Below are 19,423 nucleotides of genomic sequence, written 5' to 3'. Positions count from 1 at the left end.
TCATCGCCCCCGGCCGAGTCCGGCCAGCCACGGCGCCTGCATGTAGGCGAACGAGGAGGGCGCGCCGGTGAGCTTCTTGTCCAGGATCAGGAACAGCGCCGGATGGACCATCGGAATCCAGGGCAGGTCGGCCATGACCAGCCGGTCGGCCTCGATCATGGCCGCGGCCCGCTGGTCCGGGTCGGCCTGGGTGCGGGCGCGTTCGAGAGCGGCGTGCAGTTGCGGATTGTCGTAGCCCGAATAGTTCTGCGCGCCTTTGGGTTCGGTATAGCTGGCGATCAGCGCCGCGGGATCGGCGTAGTCACCGTAGGTGGTGGTGCTGAACGCGTCGACGCCCTCGCGGGCCTTCGGATCGGTGAACAGGTTGATGTAGTTCTGCGGCGACACGTTGGACAGGCTCGCGTTCAAGCCGATCGAATCCGCCGCTTCCAGCCACGCGTTGGCGGCGGTGTTGACCGTGGACAGTCCGGTGGAGGTGGCGATGACGAACGGTTTCCCGGCGGCTCCGGCCTCACGGATGAGCTGCTTGGCCCGCTCGAGATCGGGCGCGGGATCGGCCGCGGCGTTCCAGGCCGCGGTGAAGGCGTCCTTCGCGTACCCCCAGGTGCCCGGATTGGTGGACATGCGCGGCCCCACCGCGTTGCCGCCGTACACCGCGGCGCTGAAGGCGTTGCGGTCGAAAGCCAGCGACAGCGCCTGCCGGACCCGCAGGTCGCCGAGCACGCCGGTGAGATTGGCGGGGATCAGGAATTCGGTCTCGCCCGAGGGACCCTTGTGGATCTCGACATTCTTGATCTGCTCGAGCTCCCGGAACGTGGAGGTGTCGGTCAGATAGGTTCCGCTGATCTCGCCGGTCGACAGCCCGGTGGTCAGGGTGGCCGCGTTGGAGACTCCGCGGAAGTCGATCCGGTTGGTCATCGGTTTCAACGACGGATCCCAGTAATCCGGATTGGCCGTCACCGTCAGCGATCTCCCGGCCGTCCACTCGGCCAATTTGTACGGCCCGGTGCACATCGCGCCCCCGTCGGGCGTGCCATAACGTTGCCCCTGACCGCGGGCATACCGTTCCTCGATGACCACGCCCGCCATCGACGAGAGCTCCCCGGGCAGCCAGTAATCCGGGCTGCTGAGGGTGAGCGTGACGGTGTCGGGACCATCGACGGAGATCTTGGTGATGCGGTTGAGGACCGTGCTGTAGAAACCACCCGTCTGGGTGTCCATATTGCGTTGCAGGCTGAACGCGACATCGGCCGGAGTCAGTGGCTGACCGTCCCAGAAGCGCACTCCGGCACGCAGTTTCAGGACCAGGGTGGTCGGGGTGGCGAAGTGGTACTCACTGGCCAGCCCGGGTGCGAGCGACCCGTCGGGCTGTTGGCGCAGCAGCGATTCGCACAGCGTCGAAACCACGGTGTTCTCCGGGTAATCGAACGCGGTGGCCGGATCGATCGTGGTGGGGTCGCGGTACAGCGCCCAGGTGACGCTCTCCGCGGGCCCGGCCGCCGCGGCGGTCATCGAGGGAAGGCCCAGGAAGTTCGAGCTGGAGATGGCGGTGGCGGAGGTTTCCGGCCGCCCGCCGCACCCGGCCAGCAGAGCTGTCGCACAGGTGGCCAGGGCGACCGTTTTCATTGTGGTGATGCGCATTTCGTCCCTCGGAATGTCGTGGGCCTGTCTCGGTGTGCCGCGGGCGAGCCGCCGGGCACGGGAGGGGTGGTGCTGTTATGCCTCGACGGCGGCCGATTCGGCGGTGAGAGCGCCGTAACTGGCCGGACGGCGGGTGTCGAACATGCCGAAGGTGAGCCAGTCCCGGCGCTGGTCCAGATCCAGGTCCGCGACCAGGACGGTGTCCCGGTCCCGCGGTGCCTGCACGATCGTCCGCCCGTACGGATCGGAGATGAACGACGATCCGTAGAAGGTGATGCCGTCCTCGTGCCCGATCCGATTCACCGCGACCATGAAGGTGGCGTTCGCCAGACCATTGGCCGCGATCATCTGATGCCACATCGGCAGAGTGTCGAATTCCTTCAATTCGGGATCGCTGCCGATCGCGGTCGGATAGACCAGAATCTCCGCACCGCGCAGCGAATAGACGCGCGCCAGTTCCGGGAACCACTGATCCCAGCAGGTGGGGAATCCGAATCGGCTGCCCGCCGCGTCGATCACCGGGAATCCGCTGTCGTCGGAATCGAAATAGCGGTCCTCGTGATACCCGGGGAATTGGGGAATGTGCAGTTTGCGGGTGCGGGCCAGCACCTCGCCGCTGGGCGCGACCAGGATCGCGGTGTTGTACCCACGGCCGGTGTCGCTGTGCTCGTAGAGCGAGGCGTGTACCAGGATCCCGTGGCGGGCAGCGAGTTCCCGCGCGAACGTGGTGGTGGGCCCGTCGGGAATCGTCTCCCGGTGCGCCGCGGCCTCTGAGTTGTCGGGCACGGTCGCGAAGTACGGGCTCAGGGTCAGTTCCTGCAGGCACACCACCTGCGCGCCGAGCAGCGCCGCGCGGGCGACGCCGGCGGCCAGGACCGCGCGATGTTCGTCCGGATCGGCGTGCCAGCTGGTCTGCACCGCGCCGACCCGGATCGGGGTCCGCGTCGGCGGGTCGATGCGGGCCGGTGAGGATGTCGGGGTGCCGAGCGCGGTGACGGTGACGAAGGTGCCGTCATCGGTGTGGCCGGGTCCACGGAAATCGAGGTCGCTCACTGGTTCACCCCCGTGCTGGTCGCGGCCGGGATCTGCTGGGTGATGCAGTGGACGCCACCGCCACCGAAGGCGACGATATTGCCCGGGACGCCGACGACTTCGCGATCGGGGAAGGCCTTGCGCAGCGTGTCCAGCGCGGGCTCGTCGAGTTCGTGCCCGGCGGTCGGGGTGATCACCGCGCCGTTGGCGACGTAGAAGTTGGCGTAGGCGACCATGGTGTCGGTGCCGTCGGGCAGGGTGGTGACCGGGAATTCGGGCAGTTCGTAGATCTCGAACGGCCGCCCCGCCGCGTCGGTCGCGGACCGCAGCACCTCGAGGTTGGCGGCCATCCGCTCGTAATCGGGCAGATCGGGATTCGTACAGGTCTGGGCGACCACCGCCCCTGGTCGCACGAACGTGCAGACGCCGTCGACGTGGCCGTCGGTGTGAGCGTCGTCGAAATGCCCGTAGGGCAGCCAGATCACGGTGGTGATGCCCAGTCGCAGCCGCAGCTCCGCCTCGATCTCCTCCCGCGACATCGACGGGTTGCGATTCGGGTTGAGCAGGCACTGCTCGGTGGTGATGAGGGTGCCCTCGCCGTCGACGGTGATCGAGCCGCCCTCGAGCACCATGCCCGACGCGTGGCGATCGAAGCCGAGGGCCTGGAGTACCCGACCGGCGAGTTCGTCGTCCTTGTCGTAAGGCAGGAATCGTTCGCCCCACGAGTTGAAACGGAAGTCGACGCCTGCGCGCCGGCCGTCCCGATCCTGCACGATCAGCGGCCCGGAATCCCGGATCCAGGAATCGTCGATCGGCATCTCGACGACATCGACCGCCCTGCCGCACGCCTTGCGCACCTCGTCGGCCTGACCCGGATCGGCGATCATCAGCACCGGCTCGAAGTCACCGATGGCGTTCGCGGTCGCGGCGTATTCCGCTTTCGCTTCCTCGAAGTATGGGCCCCACAGGCTTTCGCGAGTCGGCCACGCCATGAGGCAGCGCTCGTGAGGCGCCCACTCGGCCGGCATTCGCCAGGTCGTGGTTGTACTGCTTTCCATTTGCGTTCTTCCGATCGTTCGGACGTCGAAACGTAGGGGCATCTTCACACTGACCAAATTGTTAGTCAATGGCGCCGACCGGCCTGGACCTGCTGCGATACTGCCGGTCAGCGGATTGCGGTCAGTTCACCGGAGCGGGCGGGGTGGCCAGGTCGGCGAAGAACTGGAACAGGGCCACCGCCGTGATCGGGCCGCCGACGGCGATCAGACCGACGGCCGCGCCCAGCGGCGCGGTGGCGGCGGCGGTGACCAGGCAGCCGCCGATCGCGCCCGGGATCGCCAGGGTGCCCAGGGTCGGGATGCCCGCGCCGGCGCCCAGCAGCGCACCGCCCGCGACACAGCCCACGGCCGCGCCGATCGCGGTCCCGATCAGGGTGCCGACCGCGGCGCCGATGGTGGCGGCGCTGGAGAAGTTGGCCAGCGCCTGGTTGTAGTTGGGATTGGCGGTCGCGTCGACCGAGGTCAGCGTCGGCGTTCCCGCCGGAACCGGCACCGCCGCGGCCGGATCGGTGGCGGGCGTCAAGGTGGCGGTGTTGCCGTCGACGCGGGCCGAGATCGGCCAGACCATGCCCTCACGCTGATAGCTCAACGGCAGCATCGCGACCGGTGCGCCACTGCGGTCGAGCACCTCGAACCGGCCGTCGCGGGCGGCGAGCGAACCGGCGTCGGTGGTGACCACGACCGAGTGATCGACCAGGGTGGCCCGGTATTGGATCCCGGGCGCCGAGGTCGGCGAATCCGGCTGCGCAGCAGCGACATTCGTGGTCATCGAGGTGGTGGCGAGTGCGGCCGCCGCCACGGCCGCGGTCGTGGTGATCGAGCGAAACTTCATCCTGATCTCTCCGGTTGGGGATGTTCGGTGTGGAACAGTGTGCGCCGCATCACTCCCGCGATCGCCATGCCAGTGTGTCTAAATTTTCAGTCAGTATTCGCCGCACCGTCCACTGGATGTGCGACGGATTCCGCACTACAAGTGCAAGACGCGCCAATACGGCGGCTATCGATTGAATTTTCAGTCAGGGCTATCATCTCGGTAGCCCTGCGATCGCTCATGCGATCGGAACCCCATCAACGGACCGGACAACGAGGAGTGGCGCGATGCGGCGGCGGCGATTCTTTCAGGTGAGCATGGCGATGGCGGGCGGCCTGTTGCTGGCCGCGTGCGACGACACCGGCTCGGACACCAATGACACTCCGCCCAGCCGGGTTCCGCATGACGACCGCACCTGGCTGATGCCCGAGGAGGGCGATCCGCACACCCGGACCTGGATGGCGTTCGGCGCGAGCGAACGGGTCTGGGGCGCGGAGCTGCTCCCGGTGGTCCGCCATGATCTGGCGTCGATCGCGCAGGCCATCGGGCGGTTCGAGCCGGTGTCGATGCTGGTCCGACCCGAGGAGATGGACATCGCGCGCGGACTGATCGGCGGCGCGAACGTCGAACTGATGCCCGCCGCGATCGACGATCTGTGGATGCGCGACACCGGGCCGGTGTTCGTCAAGGGCGGCGGGGCGCTCGCAGGGGTCGATTTCAATTTCAACGGGTGGGGCGGGAAACAGGCGCACGCCCAGGACGCGAAGGTCGCGCAGATCGTCACCGGCCGGGCCGGGGTCGAAACGCTGCACACAGGTCTGGTGCTCGAGGGCGGCGGGATCGAGGTCGACGGTCAGGGCACCGCCATCATCACCGAAAGCTGTGTGCTCAACGACAATCGGAACCCGGGTTGGAGCAAGCCGGAGGTCGAGGCCGAGCTGAAGTACCTGCTCGGCCTCGAGCAGATCATCTGGCTGCCCGGTATCAAGGGGCACGACATCACCGACGGTCACACCGACTTCTACGCCCGCTTCGCCCGCCCGGGCGTCGTCGTGGCGGGCCTCGACACCGACCCCGAGTCCTACGACCACGACGTCACCCAACGGCATCTCGAAATACTGAGGGACGCAACGGATGTGCACGGCAACCGGCTGCAGGTGGAGGTGATCGAAGGTCCGGCGCAGGTACGCCCGCAGTACCGGAACGAGAAGGACTTCGCGGCCGGGTACATCAACTTCTACGTCTGCAACGGTGGTGTCATCGCGCCGCAGTTCGGCGATCCGGACGGCGATGCGGCCGCCAAGGACACCCTCGAGCGTCTGTTCCCGGACCGCGAGGTCGTCCAGATCGATATCGACGGCATCGCCGCGGGCGGTGGCGGCATCCACTGCACCACCCAGCAGCAGCCGGTCGGCTAGCGCGGTGAGGGAACGCGAACGGCACATCCTGGAGGCGGCGGTCCGGGTGATCGCCGAGGACGGGGTGCGGGGATTGCGCATCGGCAAGGTCGCCGCCGAGGCCCAAGTCTCGACCGCGCTGATCTACCACTACTTCGAGGATCGGGCGGGCGTGCTGCGCCATGCCCTCGAATATCTGGATCTGCGGGCGGCGGCGCACATCGAGGAGGCGGTGCCCGCGGACCTGGGCCCGCGCGCCGCTCTCGACCGGATGCTGCTGGTGGAACTGCAGAGCGCGCTCGACGTGCGCATGCACTGCATCGCCTGGGGTGAACTGCGGGCCAGCGCCGTGTTCGCACCGGATCTGCGCGAGACATTGCGGTCGACCACCGGTGAATGGGTCGACCATGTCGCGGATGTGATGCGAGAGGCGGTCGAGACCGCGCACGGTACCCCCGCGCCCGACCTGACCGGCGCGGCCGAACGCCTCACGACCCTGGTGGAAGGCTTGAGCAAACGGTGGCTCAGCGGGTGCTGCACCATCGAGCGGACCCGCGAATTGCTCTCCGGCGCAATCGCTGCCGAGCTCGCCACGATCTGATCGGTGTCAGACCCGGCCCAGTTCGGCGACGACCGCGCCCGCGAGCAATTCGCGGGCGCGGGCAAGGTCCAGGGAGCCGCTGAGCCAGCGCTCACTGAGGCCCTCCACGAGGGCGGTGAGGCGTTCGGCGGCGGCGGTGGGGTTGACGTCGCGGACCGCGAGCCCCGCCTCGCGGGCCCGCTCGATGAGAGCGGCCGCTTCCTCGACCCAGCTCTCGGTCGTGGTGCGCAGCTGTTCGCGCAGATCCTCGGAGAAGACCGCGCTGGCCCGGAGTTCGCCCCAGGCGATGCTGTTGTTGCGCACGTCGGGAACGTCCTGAATCTCCAGCAGCAGCATATGTTCCAGCGCGGCACGGGGATTGGCGATCGCGAACGCCGAATCGGTATAGCGCTGCGCCTGGTCGTTGATGAATCCCAGCGCGGCGTCGAGCACGCCCGACCGATCCTTGAAGTGGTAGTAGATCAGCGCCGTGGAGACTCCGGCTTCGGCGGCGAGCTTCTCGATACGCAGCCCGCGCACGCCGTCCTGGGCGATGACGCGAATGGCTGCTTCCAGGATCTGAGTCTGACGGTCGGACACGGAACCTCACTTTACGGATGTGCCGGATGATCGGACGTATACGGGTCCCGAGGGGTGGGTCGAGGGTGCAGGATCGCGGGCTCCTGCTGGGTGGTGCAGTGGATGCCGCCGCCGCCCGCGGCGATGCCGTCGATCGGGATCTGTGCGACATAGCGGTCCGGGAACAGGCGGCGCAGGGTGGCGTGTGCCGCCGAATCCGCTCGGGGGTCACCGAATTCGGGTGCGATCACCGCGCCGTTGCAGACGTAGAAGTTGATGTAGCCCGCCGCGAAGTCCTCGCCGTCGAACTGCGGGCGGACCTGCGAGGGCCCCTCGATCACCTCGACCCGCAAGGGCCTGCCCTGGGCGTCGGTGGCCGAGCGCAAGATCTCGAGATGCGTGTGGGTGACGTCGTAGTCGAAGGAGTCCGGGTCGGTGTCCAGGCCCGCCACGACCACACCCGGCCGGGCGAAGCGGGCGTAGAAGTCGGTGTGCCCGTCGGTGATGTCGTAGCCGGCGATGCCCGGCAGCCAGATGATCTGCTCGAGGCCGAGCAGGTATCGCAGCTCGTCCTCGACGTCCTTCTTCTTCCAGCCCGGGTTCCGATTGTTGTTGAGCACACAGCTTTCGGTGATGATGGCGGTGCCCTGACCGTCGACCTCGATCCCGCCGCCCTCGAGCACCAATTCGGCGGGCAAGGACTCCACCCCCGCCGTGCGGGTGACGAAGTCGGCCACCTTGCGATCCTGCCGGGCCTTCTGTTTCCCGCCCCAGCCGTTGAAGTTGAAATCGACCGCGGCCCTGCCGTTCTCGCCGTGCACGAAGACCGGTCCGGTATCGCGCATCCAGATGTCGTCGAGCGGCGCGGGGATCAGGTCGATATGGGGGTCGGTGAGCAGGCGGCGGGCCAGATCGAGGTCCTCGGGGCGGACCACCACCGAGACGGGTTCGAATCGCGCGATCGTCAGCGCGATCCGCGCCAGATCGTGCTGGACCTGCGGCAGCAGACGTCTCCCCCACACCGCCTCGTTCGCGCCGAAGGCCATCCAGGTCCGCCGATGCGGATCGCCTTCCTCCGGCATCGACCAGCGGCGGCCGTCGTCCTCGAAGTCGCGCGAATCTCCCAGCAGACGGCTCAGCGCACCGCTCGCGAATCGGCCCATACCCATGCGTTCTCTCCCGTAGTTTCCGAAAGCCCCGCACACCGACTCTAGTCTTGACTGAAAATTCAGCCAATGCGGCGCGCGGGGCGGCCTCAGTGATCTCGCAGGTGGTCTAGTCCACCGGTTCCTGCTGCGTGGTGCAGTGGATGCCACCGCCACCCCAGGCGATCCCGTCGATGTTCACCTGCACGATCTGCCGGTTCGGGAACAGCCGGGCCAAGGTGGCCTTGGCGGCCGAATCCGCTTCGGCGTCACCGAATTCCGGGGCGATGACCGCGCCGTTGCAGACGTAGAAGTTGATGTACCCGGCGGCGAAATCCTTGGTCTTGTACTCGGACCGGGCCTGGGTCGGCGCCTTGATGACCTCCACCTGCACCTGCCGGCCGCGCGCATCGGTGGCCGTCTTCAGGATCTCGAGGTGGCGCTTGGTGACGTCGTGGTCGTAGGACTTCGGGTCGGTGTCGAGCGCGGCCACCACCACCCCGGGCCGGGCGAAGCGGGCGTAGAAGTCGGTGTGCCCGTCGGTGATGTCCTGCCCCGCGATGCCGGGCAGCCAGATGATCTTCTTCAGTCCGAGCAGCTTGTCCAGTTCGGCCTCGACGTCGGCCTTGCTCCAGCCGGGATTGCGATTGGCGTTGAGCACGCAGCTCTCGGTGATGATGGCGGTGCCCTCGCCGTCGACCTCGATCCCGCCGCCCTCGAGCACCAGCTCGGTCGACACGGTCCGCACACCCGCGCGACCGGCGACCAGGCCCGCCACCCGCGCATCCTGCCCGTGCGCCTGCTTGTTGCCCCAGCCGTTGAAGTTGAAGTCGACCGCGGCCTTGCCGCCGCCGCCCTTGACGAACACCGGCCCGGTGTCGCGCATCCACAGATCGTCGATCGCGGCGGGCACCAGTTCGAGGTTCGCGCCGCCGATCAGTCCGCGCGCGATATCCATCTCCTCGGGTCGGACCAGCATCGACACCGGCTCGAACCGCGCGATGGCCTGCGCGATCGACGCCAGATTGCGCCGGGCCTCGGGCAGCACGTCACCGTAGGCGGCACTCGCGCCGAACGCCATCCAGGTGCGCTTGTGCGGCTCCCCTTCCTCCGGCATCGACCACGGCCGGTCGCCGCCCCCACTGCCGGTGGCAGGCATGGCCGAGGCGGCCTTGGCGGCCAGGAGCACCCCGCCGACCACGCCGATACCCGTCTGTACGAACCGACGTCGCTGCATACATATCTCCCAAAAGTCCGGTCTTGCTCGAAGGCTGCAACGGTATCCCTGACTAAAAATTTGGTCAAGGATTGGCGACAGGGGTCACCGGCCGTCGCGAACAGGTCAGTGCGCCAGGGCCAGCGTGGGCGGGGGCCGACGGAAACCGCGGGTCAGGACGCCGAGGTAGAGCACGCCCACGCTCAGCCAGACCGTGCCGATCACCAGGGTCCGTCCCGAGAGGCTCGTCCACAGCCACACCGTGAGCGCGAATCCGACCGTCGGCAGGACTCCGTAGAGCAGCAGGTCCTGACGACCGCGGCGACGCCCGTCGATCAGGTAGTGCTTGATCACCGACAGGTTCACCGCGGAGAAGGCGACGAGCGCGCCGAAACTGATCATCGACGCCAGCGTCCGCAATTCGAGCACGAGCGCGAGCAGCGAGATCGCGGAGACGACGAGCACCGCCGGAACGGGTGTGCCGAAGCGACCCGCGATGCGGCCGAGCACCTTTCGTGGGAGCACGCCCTCTCGGCCCATGGAATACAGGATGCGTGACACCGACGCCTGCGAGGTGAGCGCGGATCCGAGCGAGCCCGCGATGTAGGCGGCGGTGAAGAAGACCTCCAGGAAGTGGCCGCCCGCGGTGACCATCACCTCCAGCGCGCCGGAATCGACGTCGGCGAACGCGTGACTCGGAAACACCAGGTGGCCGAGGTAGGACAGGGCCACGCAGATCAGGCCCGCCAGCACGGTGGTCGCCATGATCGCCCGGGGGATGGTGCGCGTGGGGTCGCGGGCCTCCTCCGAAAGGGTGGAGACCGCGTCGAAACCGAGGAAGGACAGGCACAGCACCGCCGCGCCCGCGAACAGCGGCGCCCAGCCTCCGCCCGCACCGGTCAGCGGCGCGAGCAGGTTCGGGCTGCCCGCCCGCGCGATCGTGACCACCGACATCACGACGAACACCGCCACGAAGATCGCCTGCACCGCGACGATCAACCCGCTGGCCTTGGCGACACTGTCGATTCCGACGATATTGAGCAGCGTCACGACGACGATCGAAGCCAGGATGAAGATCCACGCGGGGATCGCGGGGAACTGCGCGTGCAGATAGATGCCGATCAGTAGGTAGTTGATCATCGGCAGGAACAGATAGTCGAGCAGCAGTGACCACCCGGCGGCGAATCCGACACTGCCGCCGAAGGTTCTGCCCGTGTAGCTGTAGGCCGAACCGGCGATCGGGTACACCCGGGCCATCGCGCCGTAGGACCAGGCGGTGAACACCATCGCGATCATGGTGATCAGGTAGGTCACCGGCAGGCGTCCGCCGGTCATGTCGGTGATCAGCCCGTAGGTGGTGAACACTGTCAGCGGCACCATGTACACCAGGCCGAACAGGATCAGCGACGGCAGGCCGAGGACGCGCCGCAGCTGGGCATCGCCGGTGGGGTCGCCGGTCCGAGCCCGGGGTGCGTTCCGGGCTTCAGGGAAGGTCATCGTCGTTCTCGCATTCGATGGTCGTGCGGTTCCCCGCCGCGGCGCGGCGGTAGGTGGTCTGTCCGGCCAGCCAGGTCTCCAGCACCTGGATCTCCGGGATCGACTGCGGGGCAGACGATCTCGGGTCGGTGTCCAGCCACACCAGATCGGCGGCGGAACCGGGGGCCAGAGTCCCCCACGGGGCGTCGCGGAGGTCCGCGAAGGCCTGGTGGGCGACGCCGGCGGTGTAGGCGTCCAGGGCGGTGGTGATGTCTAGGAGCTCGGCGGGAATCCAGCCGCCGCGCGGTTCGCCCTCGGCATTGCGGCGGGTCACCGCCGTCGCGATGCCGTCGAGCGGAATCGCCGACGACACCGGCCAATCGGAGCCGAACGCCAGACGGGCGCCGCCCTCGGCCAGACTCCGGAAAGGGTATTGGCGTTCGGACCGCCGAGCGCCGAGCCGGGGCATGGTCAGATCGACCATGACACGGTCGAGTTGCGCCCACAGCGGCTGCACATTCGCCACCACGCCGAGTTCGGCGAACCGCGGAATGTCGCCGGGGCTGATCAGTTGCGCGTGGGCGATCACCGGTCGCCGGTCGCGCGGCCCGTTGCGATCGGCGCAGGCCGCGACCGCGTCGAGTGCCGAACGGACCGCCGCATCGCCGATGGCGTGGATGTGCAGCTGGAACCCGGCGGCGTCGACCGCGGCGGCGGCGTCGGCCAGCGCCGCGGGCTCCCAGGTGTCCATGCCGCGCGAATGGCGGTGGGTGCAATACGGTTCGAGCAGCGCCGCGGTCTCGTTCTCGATGATGCCGTCGGCGAAGAACTTGATCGAATTCGCGGTCAGCAGTGGGTGATCGAGGGTCCGGACCCGGGCGCGGGAGGCGAGCAGGGTGGGCAGGTCCTCGGCGAACCGGCGCGGGTCGACCAGCAACGCCAGGTTCACGCGGGTCGACAGCGCACCGGAGCGAGCGGCCTCGAGGTAGACGGCGACGTCGGACGCCTCCACCCAGGCGTCCTGTACCCAGGTGACACCGTGCCGGGCGTACCGCGCGGTCGCGCGCCGCAGGGCGTCGACCCGCGCGGCGGTCTCGCCGGCGGGTGCGGCGGCCAGGAGCAGGTCCACCGCTCCGGCCTCGCGCAACGTGCCGAGCGGGCTCCCGTCGGGCCGCCGCGGGATTTCGCCGAGCACCGGTTCGGGTGTGCCGGCGGTGATGCCGGCCAGTTCCAGCGCCGCCGAATTGCACCAGACCGTGTGATAGTCCCAGGCCCGCAACATGACCGGGCGGTCCGGGACCGCGTTGTCGAGCCAGGCGGCGTCGAAGAGCCCGTCGGGGGCGAGACTGCTGTCGTAACCCGCGCCGATGATCCAGCCGGGGCCGGGATGCCGCCCGGCCCATCGACGCAGCACCTCGGCGATCTCGGAAACGCTTGTGCAGGTTCGCACCTGAGGGCCGACGGCCTCGAGTCCGCCGAAGATGGGATGCGCGTGCCCCTCGCCGAACGCGGGCATCAGGAAGCCGCCGCGTAGATCGACGGTCCGCAGATCACCGGCCGGTACGGTCCGGGACCACCGCAGGGCGTCCGCGCCGACCGCTACGACCCGGCCGTCCGCGATGCCGAGCGTCTCGCAATCGGGCTCTCCCGGCGACCAGATCGACCCACCGATGAACAATGTGCGGCGTTTCCGTGGACCATGGGCACGCAAATGGCGATCCTTGCTCTCGCACAGCATTTGTGATGTGAGTCATGTGAACTGAAGTCATTATGCGGCGAATTCAAGAATGTGCAACCTGCCTTGTCGGCGAAACTCGGCAATGGTTCCGCGCCGAAACGTACATTGGCTTCGAGCGGACGATTTGCATGCGTTGCCGTCGCGCTCATCTGCCGATTTCATGCCTACCACCTGCACCTATGTCGAACACTTCGGTCGAAATCCGGTCCGGGACGCCACCCGCGCAGCCAGTCCCCATGAGGTATCAGTCACACTTCCGACCGCGGCACGGATCGCGACAGAAACCCTGCCCAGCCCTTATTGCCTCGCACTATCAATCAAAGAACAAATTCCGATTGGTTCTATCAATTTGCGCTCGATAGTTTCGAAAGCAGAGATCCCATCACCTTTCGGAATGAGGCCAATTCATGTCGCTGATCAACAAGCGGATCAAGTCCTTCTCGGCGGAGGCGTTCAAGGACGGCTCCTTCGTGACCGTTTCGGACGCGGACATCCAGGGCAAGTGGGCGGTCTTCTTCTTCTACCCGGCCGACTTCACCTTCGTGTGCCCGACCGAACTCGGCGACCTCGCCGACCACTACGACGAGCTGCAGCGCCTGGGCGTCGAAGTCTTCTCCGTCTCCACCGACACCCACTTCACGCACAAGGCGTGGCACGCGTCCTCCGACACCATCGGCAAGATCAAGTACGCCATGATCGGGGACCCCGCGTTGCGGATCAGCGCCGACTTCGGGGTGCTTCGCGAGGACGAGGGCCTGGCCGACCGCGGCACCTTCCTGGTCGACCCGGACGGCGTCGTCCAGTTCACCGAGGTCACCGCGGAGGGCATCGGCCGCAACGCATCCGAGCTGCTGCGCAAGGTCAAGGCCGCCCAGTACGTTCGCTCGCACCCGGGCGAGGTCTGCCCGGCCAAGTGGGAAGAGGGCGAGGAGACCCTGGCCCCGTCCCTGGAGCTCGTCGGCAAGATCTGATTCGCCGACGCCTGCCCGCACCCGTTCCCGACCCATCGGAGTAGACCGCATGCTCGACGCCTCGCTCGCACGCCAACTGAAGACACTGCTGGAGAAGGTGACTCAGCCGATCGAGCTGGTGTCCACCCTCGATGACCGCCCCAAGTCCGCGGAACTCGCCGAACTCCTCGACGAGATCGCCGGTCTGTCGGATCTGGTCTCCCACGCTCGTACCGGCGACGACCCGCGCCGGCCGTCGTTCGTGATCCGCCGCGCGGGCACCGGCATCGAGGTCGGGTTCGCCGGAATCCCACTCGGACACGAGTTCTCGTCCTTGGTTCTCGCGCTGCTGCAGGTCGGCGGCCACCCCTCGAAGGAGGCCGCGGAGCTGCTCACGCAGGTGCGCGATCTCGAGGGCGAGTTCCACTTCGAGACCTATTTCTCCCTGTCCTGCCAGAACTGTCCCGATGTCGTGCAGGCGCTGAACCTGATGTGCGTCCTGAACCCGACCATCACGCACACCGCGATCGACGGGGCACTGTTCCCGGACGAAGTCGACAACCGCCAGGTGATGGCGGTGCCGAGCGTGTTCCTCAACGGTGAACCGTTCGGCTCGGGCCGGATGAGCCTCGAGCAGATCGTCGGCCGGCTCGATGTCGGTGCCGCGGCGCGCACCGCCGCGGCGATCTCCGAGAAGGACCCCTTCGACGTGCTCGTCGTGGGCGGCGGACCGGCGGGAGCCACAGCGGCGATCTACGCGGCGCGGAAGGGAATTCGGACCGGACTCGTGGCGGAGCGCTTCGGCGGTCAGGTGCTCGACACGGTGGGCATCGAGAATTTTGCCTCGGTGCCCTACACCGAGGGCCCGAAGCTCGCCGCCGCGCTGGACGATCACGTTCGCCGGTACGACGTCGACATCATGAACGCACAGCACGCCACGGCGCTGACCCCGGCGGTCGGGCAGCAGGGCCTGGTCGAGGTGGAGCTCGGGAGCGGTGCGCGGCTGCTGGCGCGCAGCGTGATCCTCTCCACCGGGGCGCGGTGGCGGTCGATGAACGTTCCCGGCGAGACCGAATACCGGAACAAGGGCGTCACCTACTGCCCGCACTGTGACGGCCCCTTGTTCAAGGGCAAGCGCGTGGCGGTGATCGGCGGCGGCAATTCGGGCGTCGAGGCCGCCATCGATCTCGCCGGGATCGTCGCGCACGTGACGCTGGTCGAGTTCGACGCCGAGCTGCGTGCCGACGAAGTCCTGCAGCGCAAGCTCCGCAGCCTGCCCAATATCGACATCCTGCTCAGCGCGCAGACGACCGAGGTGGTCGGCGACGGCGTCAAGGTCACCGGCCTGACCTACGCCGATCGCACGACCGAAGCCCGGCATTCGCTCGCCGTGGACGGCGTCTTCGTCCAGATCGGACTGCTACCCAACACCGAATGGCTCTCCGGCACTGTCGATCTCACCCCGCGCGGTGAGATCGTCATCGACGATCACGGCCGCACGTCCGTGCCCGGCGTGTACGCGGCGGGCGACTGCACCACGGCCCCGTTCAAACAGATCATCGTCGCCGCCGGCGCCGGAGCGACGGCGGCCCTCGGTGCGTTCGACCACCTGATCCGCACCAGCCCGGCCCTCGACACCGGTACGCGATCGCTCACCCGAGCGGACTGACGTACCCTTCAGTCCCGTTTCGTCCGCGAGTCCGGTGCTGGGTCCGCCTGGTGTTCTCGATCACGGGACCAGCGGGAGGGAGGGCGGAAAGGTCACCGGGACAGTGACCGGCGCACGATGGAAAGTGCTGGTGCGCCAGGGCAGTTCGGACAGCGGGACCGCGAGTTTGATGTCGGGGAGGGCATCGAGGAGCTGGTCGAGTGCCTCGCGGGCGATGATGGAGGCTATCGGCTGGGCCGGGCAGGTGTGGGCGCCCGAGCCCCAGGCGAGGTGGGAGCGGTTGCCGGTGTGGTCGCCGGAGACGGCGGGGTCGTTGTTGCACGCGGTGATGCTGATCAGGACCGGTTGGTTCGCTGGGAGCCAGGAGTTGCCCACCAGCTGGGGCTGCTGCGGGTAGCGGGGGCATGCGTTGGCGAGTGGGGGGTCGGTGAACAGGACCTTGTCGATGGCATCGCGCAGTTGGAGGGAGCCGGCGAGGAGGTCATCGTGGAAGGAGGTGTCGTCGGCCATCAGGACCAGGGCGCTGACGACGAGATTCCAGGTCGGTTCGGCGCCCATGGCGTAGAGCTCGGCCAGTTGTTCGACGATCTCGGCATCGGTGAAACCGGCGGCGTGGCCGATCAGGGTCGAGGTGACGTCGCGGTCCGGGGAACGCCGCTTGGTGGCTACCGATTCGGCCAGGACGGCGCGGAATCGGCGCTCGGCGAGGTCGGCGGCGGACGTGTCGGTGGCCTCGATCAGATCCATCAGCGCGGCACCGGCTTCCGCGCCGAGGACGGGCGGCAGGCCCATCAATTCGTTGAGGACGCGCAGGGTGAGCGGGCGGGCGTAGTCGGCGAGCAGGTCGGCCTGCCCGGTGCCGCAGAAACTGTTGATCAGTGGCACAGCGGCGGATTCGACCGTGCCGAGGAGCCGGTACTGGTCGATATCGGCCATCGCGGCCAGATAGGCCGAACGGTGGGTCGATCGGCCTCTGTCCGCCGATTCCACGGGACCCCACTCCATGATCGGCATGACCGGGCAGCTCTCCGGAATGGTCGATTCCCAGGCACGCGAATCGGCCGGAAAGCGCTCGGGGTCACCGAGAATCCGTAGCGCCTCGCGATAGCCGAGGACCAGAACGGCAGGAATTCCGGCGGCCAGTTCGATGGGCGCCACGGGCCCGTACCGGCGGCGCAGGTCCTCGTAGGCGCGGTGTGGGTCGGCGGCGAATTCCGGCGAGTGCAGCTTCACCCGCGCGGCCCCGCGCAATGGTTCGGCGCTGGAAACTCGAACATCTTCAACGTGCAACTCCCATGAGCGGGTGAAACATGGTCGGTGAGAAGTGCTCAGAACGAACGACGTCACGTCGGTGATTGCTGCGGGGATGCGATCGGTCCTGTGCCGCATCGATATCCCGGAGCCTGCGCGGATCCCGCAGTCCGGCCCGCGGCGATGCTACCGATGCAACGGAGAGACCGTGATACGCCCGTCTATCCGGCGACACGTTAAACATGCTCCGTTGTAACAGGTTTCGTTCACTGGTCGAATGCTACCCCCAGCTACCATCGCGCGCATCCTGGATCAGATGAGGACAGTCGAGCCGCAGTCGTGAAGTCGCTCATGGTATGTCGAAGATTAGCTGATCCGTGTGATCGGCTGTGGTGCGCCACCCGTCGCCGAATTCGGGCGCGCACCTTGCCGATTGAGTGTCAGCCCGGAATCTGGTTGGCCAATCCGTTTCGCCGGAAGTCGGAGAACTGTTGGGAGTCCGCGCAGAAGCCGCAGTTGGGGCCGAAGAATTCGGTACGGGCGTTCGCGTCGTCCATCAGCCAGTACCGGAGCCAGGCGGTGGACGGGCCGCGCATGTCCCCGCCCGTGATGCCGGTGCCGAAGTGGGTGGCGCCGCGCAGTTCCGCGTACTCGGCCGGGGCCTGGTCGACGGCGTTGTACATGGCCTTCACCAGGACCGGCCACACGATGGCGTCGAACTGGCCGGCGAGGAACAGCGCCGGCTTGTGGAGCTGCCCGGGGTCGTTGAGCGGTCCCGGCTGGATCGCGACGACCGTGTCGACCCGGGGGTCGACGGCGGCGTTGATCGCACCCGACCCGCCCTGCGAGTGTCCCGCGGACCCGATCCGGTCCAGGTTGACCTTGCCGTAGAAGACGCTGGAGGGATCGCCGTTGAGCTTCTCGATGAGGTCGATCCCGCTGCGCATGGTGATCGCGAAATTGCTCACGGGTGTGTTGGCCGCCACCACGATGAAGCCGTGGCTGGCGTAGTGGCGCAGCAGCAGGGTGTACGCCCCGGGCAGCACGCCGGTTCCGTTGCCCCAGATGATCACCGGGTGTTTCTCCCCGTGTGCGCCCATGGTCTGCGGGTAGTACACCGTGTGCACGACACCGATGCTGACCTCCGGCGAATAGGGGCCCGCCGCGGCCCAGTTCCGGCCGACGTTCGGAATGCCGTCGGCGTGGGCGGGCGCCGCGACGCCGGTGAGAGTCAATGCGGTGACCGCGGCCGTGACGAGGGCCGTCACGGCCGCGCGGAGGATGGAGGTGCGAATGCGCATGCGCGAACACCTTCCCTTTCGAATGCGGCCCGAAGGGCGGATTACGCACCGGCGCAGCGTGACTGCGGTCCGGCGACTAGGCCGTTTGCCTGGCGGAAAGCTATTGCGCGTTCCCGCCGCGTGCGGCCGGAATCCGTTTCCCGGCGAAAGTCTTGTGCCTGAGCACAGACGCGCGGTCGTGAGACTGTTTCGCCTGCCCAGACCGGGCTATCGGCGGGCCGCCTCGACCGCCAGCGCGAGCTCGATCATCGCGCGGGGTTCGGTGATGGACCGGCCGGTGAGCTCCTCGATCCGCCGCAGCCGGTTCAGCACGGTGTTGCGGTGGCAGTACAGGGCCGCCGCCGCACACGCCGCCGAACCGCCCGAGTCGAGCCACGCGGTCACGGTCGCGAGCAGCATGTCACGTTCGGCCACCGGCAATCCCAGGACCGGGCCGAGTACGACGGTCCGGAGTCGCTCGGCGAGGTCGGACTGCGCGGCGACCAGCGCGGCGGGCAGGCGCCGATCGAGGATCACCACCTCGTCGGTGTCGGGCGCGCAGGTCTGCAAGGCGATCTCGGCCAGCCAACGGGCCCTGGCCACTTCGGCCAGCGAACCCACCACCGGACTGATCCCGGCCGCCACCCCCCGCTCCCGGAGCAGCCGGGCGGGCTCGGTCAACGCGTCGGCGCCGAGCGCGATCAGCCCCACTTCGTGGTCGGCCCGGATCCGCCACAGGATGTGGAAGCCGTCGGTGGCCGGGCGCCCCTGATCGCGAGGCAGACCCGCGCCGGCCCCCACCGATCGCACCGCGGCCACCGCGTAGCGAGCGCGCTCGGGCAGGCCCAGGAACGCCGACGCCTCCGCGATCAGACCGGCGCCCCCGCCCGCGGGGAAGACCGCACCCGGACCGCCCAGCAGCACATCGAGAATCGCGTTGCGCCGCTCGCCGTCCCGCGCCAGGCGCTCCGATTCCACCGCCTGATAGGCCTCGGTGACGGCGCCGATCAGCAGATCGACGATGTCCCACAGATCCCCCACGCACGGCAGCAGATCGGGCAGCGCCGCCGGATCCCGCTCCGTCACCGTCGCGATCATCGCCTCCCACAGCAGCCGGCAGCCGCGCCGATACGCGTCCTGCAGCGAGGCCAGCGGCAGCCCTTGCCGGGCCCGCGTCCGCCCGGTCCAGGTCGCGTCGGAAAGATCGATCGGCTGGTCCTTCGAACGGTCCAGCATCGAGGCCACGGTCTGCCGCAGGTTGTGCAGGATGGTGTCCCGCAGCTCCGCGGGCGCGATCAGCGCCGCGTACGCGGCGTCCTCGGCGAGGATCCGCTCGGACAGCCCACCGGCGATGCCGGGCAACCGATCCGAGAGCGGCTCGGCCACGGCGGACAGGATGTGCGATGTCTTGCCACGGTCCAGCACCCGGCCGCCGCCCTTCTCCACGAACGATCCCGCCGCCGCGCACCGGTGCGGGACCAGCATGGTAGCGCCATGCCGAAACAGCATTGCCCGTACAGGTGAAGTTCCGGCGGCCCCGATACCAGTGCAAGATCGCTCGGTTGACGGGACTCGATGCGCAAAGCGCTGAGGCGCCCAT

General features: G+C 68.1%; 15 protein-coding genes and 1 pseudogene. 4 read left to right on the top strand and 12 right to left on the bottom strand.

Translation table 11 applies throughout. From position 1 onward, the window contains the following. The 4 genes from ACFRAQ_RS13145 to ACFRAQ_RS13130 all read right to left on the bottom strand — a co-directional run bounded on the left by ACFRAQ_RS13145 (position 1) and on the right by ACFRAQ_RS13130 (position 4,563). Entirely contained in the window at positions 1–1,641 is a 1,641-nt protein-coding gene (locus ACFRAQ_RS13145; RefSeq protein ID WP_379098402.1) for an ABC transporter substrate-binding protein, read from the bottom strand. Positions 1,642–1,716: 75 nt separating this feature from the next. Then, positions 1,717–2,694, bottom strand: coding sequence for a nitrilase-related carbon-nitrogen hydrolase (locus ACFRAQ_RS13140; RefSeq protein ID WP_379098400.1), 978 nt, complete (start codon positions 2,692–2,694; stop codon positions 1,717–1,719). Continuing rightward, positions 2,691–3,701, bottom strand: a complete 1,011-nt coding sequence (locus ACFRAQ_RS13135; RefSeq protein ID WP_379100244.1) for an agmatine/peptidylarginine deiminase — start codon at positions 3,699–3,701, stop codon at positions 2,691–2,693. The genes ACFRAQ_RS13140 and ACFRAQ_RS13135 overlap by 4 nt, the downstream gene beginning before the upstream one ends. A 151-nt stretch (positions 3,702–3,852) precedes the next feature. Then, positions 3,853–4,563, bottom strand: coding sequence for a hypothetical protein (locus ACFRAQ_RS13130; RefSeq protein WP_379098397.1), 711 nt, complete (start codon positions 4,561–4,563; stop codon positions 3,853–3,855). A 266-nt stretch (positions 4,564–4,829) separates the two neighbouring features. Here ACFRAQ_RS13130 and ACFRAQ_RS13125 point away from each other — a divergent pair, with 266 nt between their 5' ends. Continuing rightward, entirely contained in the window at positions 4,830–5,960 is a 1,131-nt protein-coding gene (locus ACFRAQ_RS13125; RefSeq protein ID WP_379098394.1) for an agmatine/peptidylarginine deiminase, read from the top strand. A gap of 4 nt (positions 5,961–5,964) precedes the next feature. Further along, a complete protein-coding gene (locus ACFRAQ_RS13120) occupies positions 5,965–6,540 on the top strand; it encodes a TetR/AcrR family transcriptional regulator (RefSeq protein WP_379098391.1) in 576 nt (191 codons plus the stop codon). A 6-nt stretch (positions 6,541–6,546) separates the two neighbouring features. Here ACFRAQ_RS13120 and ACFRAQ_RS13115 read toward each other — a convergent pair whose 3' ends face one another. The 5 genes and pseudogenes from ACFRAQ_RS13115 to ACFRAQ_RS13095 form a co-directional block, all read right to left on the bottom strand. Then, positions 6,547–7,119 (bottom strand): TetR/AcrR family transcriptional regulator, encoded by a 573-nt coding sequence (locus tag ACFRAQ_RS13115; RefSeq protein WP_379098388.1) that lies wholly within the window; start codon positions 7,117–7,119, stop codon positions 6,547–6,549. Positions 7,120–7,196: 77 nt separating this feature from the next. Continuing rightward, a pseudogene (locus ACFRAQ_RS13110) lies at positions 7,197–8,261 on the bottom strand (agmatine/peptidylarginine deiminase); the annotation flags it as partial. 112 nt (positions 8,262–8,373) lie between these two features. Further along, positions 8,374–9,480: an agmatine/peptidylarginine deiminase gene (locus ACFRAQ_RS13105; RefSeq protein WP_379098385.1), complete on the bottom strand. Its 1,107-nt coding sequence runs from the start codon at positions 9,478–9,480 to the stop codon at positions 8,374–8,376. Positions 9,481–9,585: 105 nt separating this feature from the next. Beyond that, positions 9,586–10,956, bottom strand: coding sequence for an APC family permease (locus tag ACFRAQ_RS13100; RefSeq protein ID WP_379098382.1), 1,371 nt, complete (start codon positions 10,954–10,956; stop codon positions 9,586–9,588). Beyond that, complete coding sequence (locus tag ACFRAQ_RS13095; RefSeq protein ID WP_379098379.1) at positions 10,943–12,646, bottom strand: amidohydrolase; 1,704 nt, start codon at positions 12,644–12,646, stop codon at positions 10,943–10,945. Before ACFRAQ_RS13095 ends, ACFRAQ_RS13100 begins: the two co-directional genes overlap by 14 nt. A 434-nt stretch (positions 12,647–13,080) precedes the next feature. Between ACFRAQ_RS13095 and ahpC the strand changes: the two genes are divergently transcribed. Next, entirely contained in the window at positions 13,081–13,644 is a 564-nt protein-coding gene (gene ahpC, locus ACFRAQ_RS13090; RefSeq protein ID WP_357289051.1) for an alkyl hydroperoxide reductase subunit C, read from the top strand. 49 nt (positions 13,645–13,693) lie between these two features. Next, positions 13,694–15,292: an alkyl hydroperoxide reductase subunit F gene (gene ahpF / locus ACFRAQ_RS13085; RefSeq protein WP_379098376.1), complete on the top strand. Its 1,599-nt coding sequence runs from the start codon at positions 13,694–13,696 to the stop codon at positions 15,290–15,292. Between the two features lie 60 nt (positions 15,293–15,352). On the opposite strand, the gene ACFRAQ_RS13080 is transcribed toward ahpF, so the two are convergent. The 3 genes from ACFRAQ_RS13080 to ACFRAQ_RS13070 all read right to left on the bottom strand — a co-directional run bounded on the left by ACFRAQ_RS13080 (position 15,353) and on the right by ACFRAQ_RS13070 (position 19,308). Further along, positions 15,353–16,525, bottom strand: coding sequence for a cytochrome P450 (locus ACFRAQ_RS13080; RefSeq protein ID WP_379098373.1), 1,173 nt, complete (start codon positions 16,523–16,525; stop codon positions 15,353–15,355). Positions 16,526–16,983: 458 nt separating this feature from the next. Further along, positions 16,984–17,844, bottom strand: a complete 861-nt coding sequence (locus ACFRAQ_RS13075; protein ID WP_379098370.1) for an alpha/beta hydrolase family protein — start codon at positions 17,842–17,844, stop codon at positions 16,984–16,986. Between the two features lie 207 nt (positions 17,845–18,051). Next, the gene (locus tag ACFRAQ_RS13070) at positions 18,052–19,308 is read right to left on the bottom strand and encodes a PucR family transcriptional regulator (RefSeq protein ID WP_379098367.1); all 1,257 of its coding nucleotides are present in this window, start codon (positions 19,306–19,308) and stop codon (positions 18,052–18,054) included. Between the last annotated feature and the right edge of the window lie 115 nt (positions 19,309–19,423).

The organism is Nocardia sp. NPDC056611, from assembly GCF_042792755.1.
Taxonomy (GTDB): domain Bacteria; phylum Actinomycetota; class Actinomycetes; order Mycobacteriales; family Mycobacteriaceae; genus Nocardia.
Note: the sequence above shows the minus strand (reverse complement) of the source record. Positions and strands in the feature narration are given on the sequence as shown.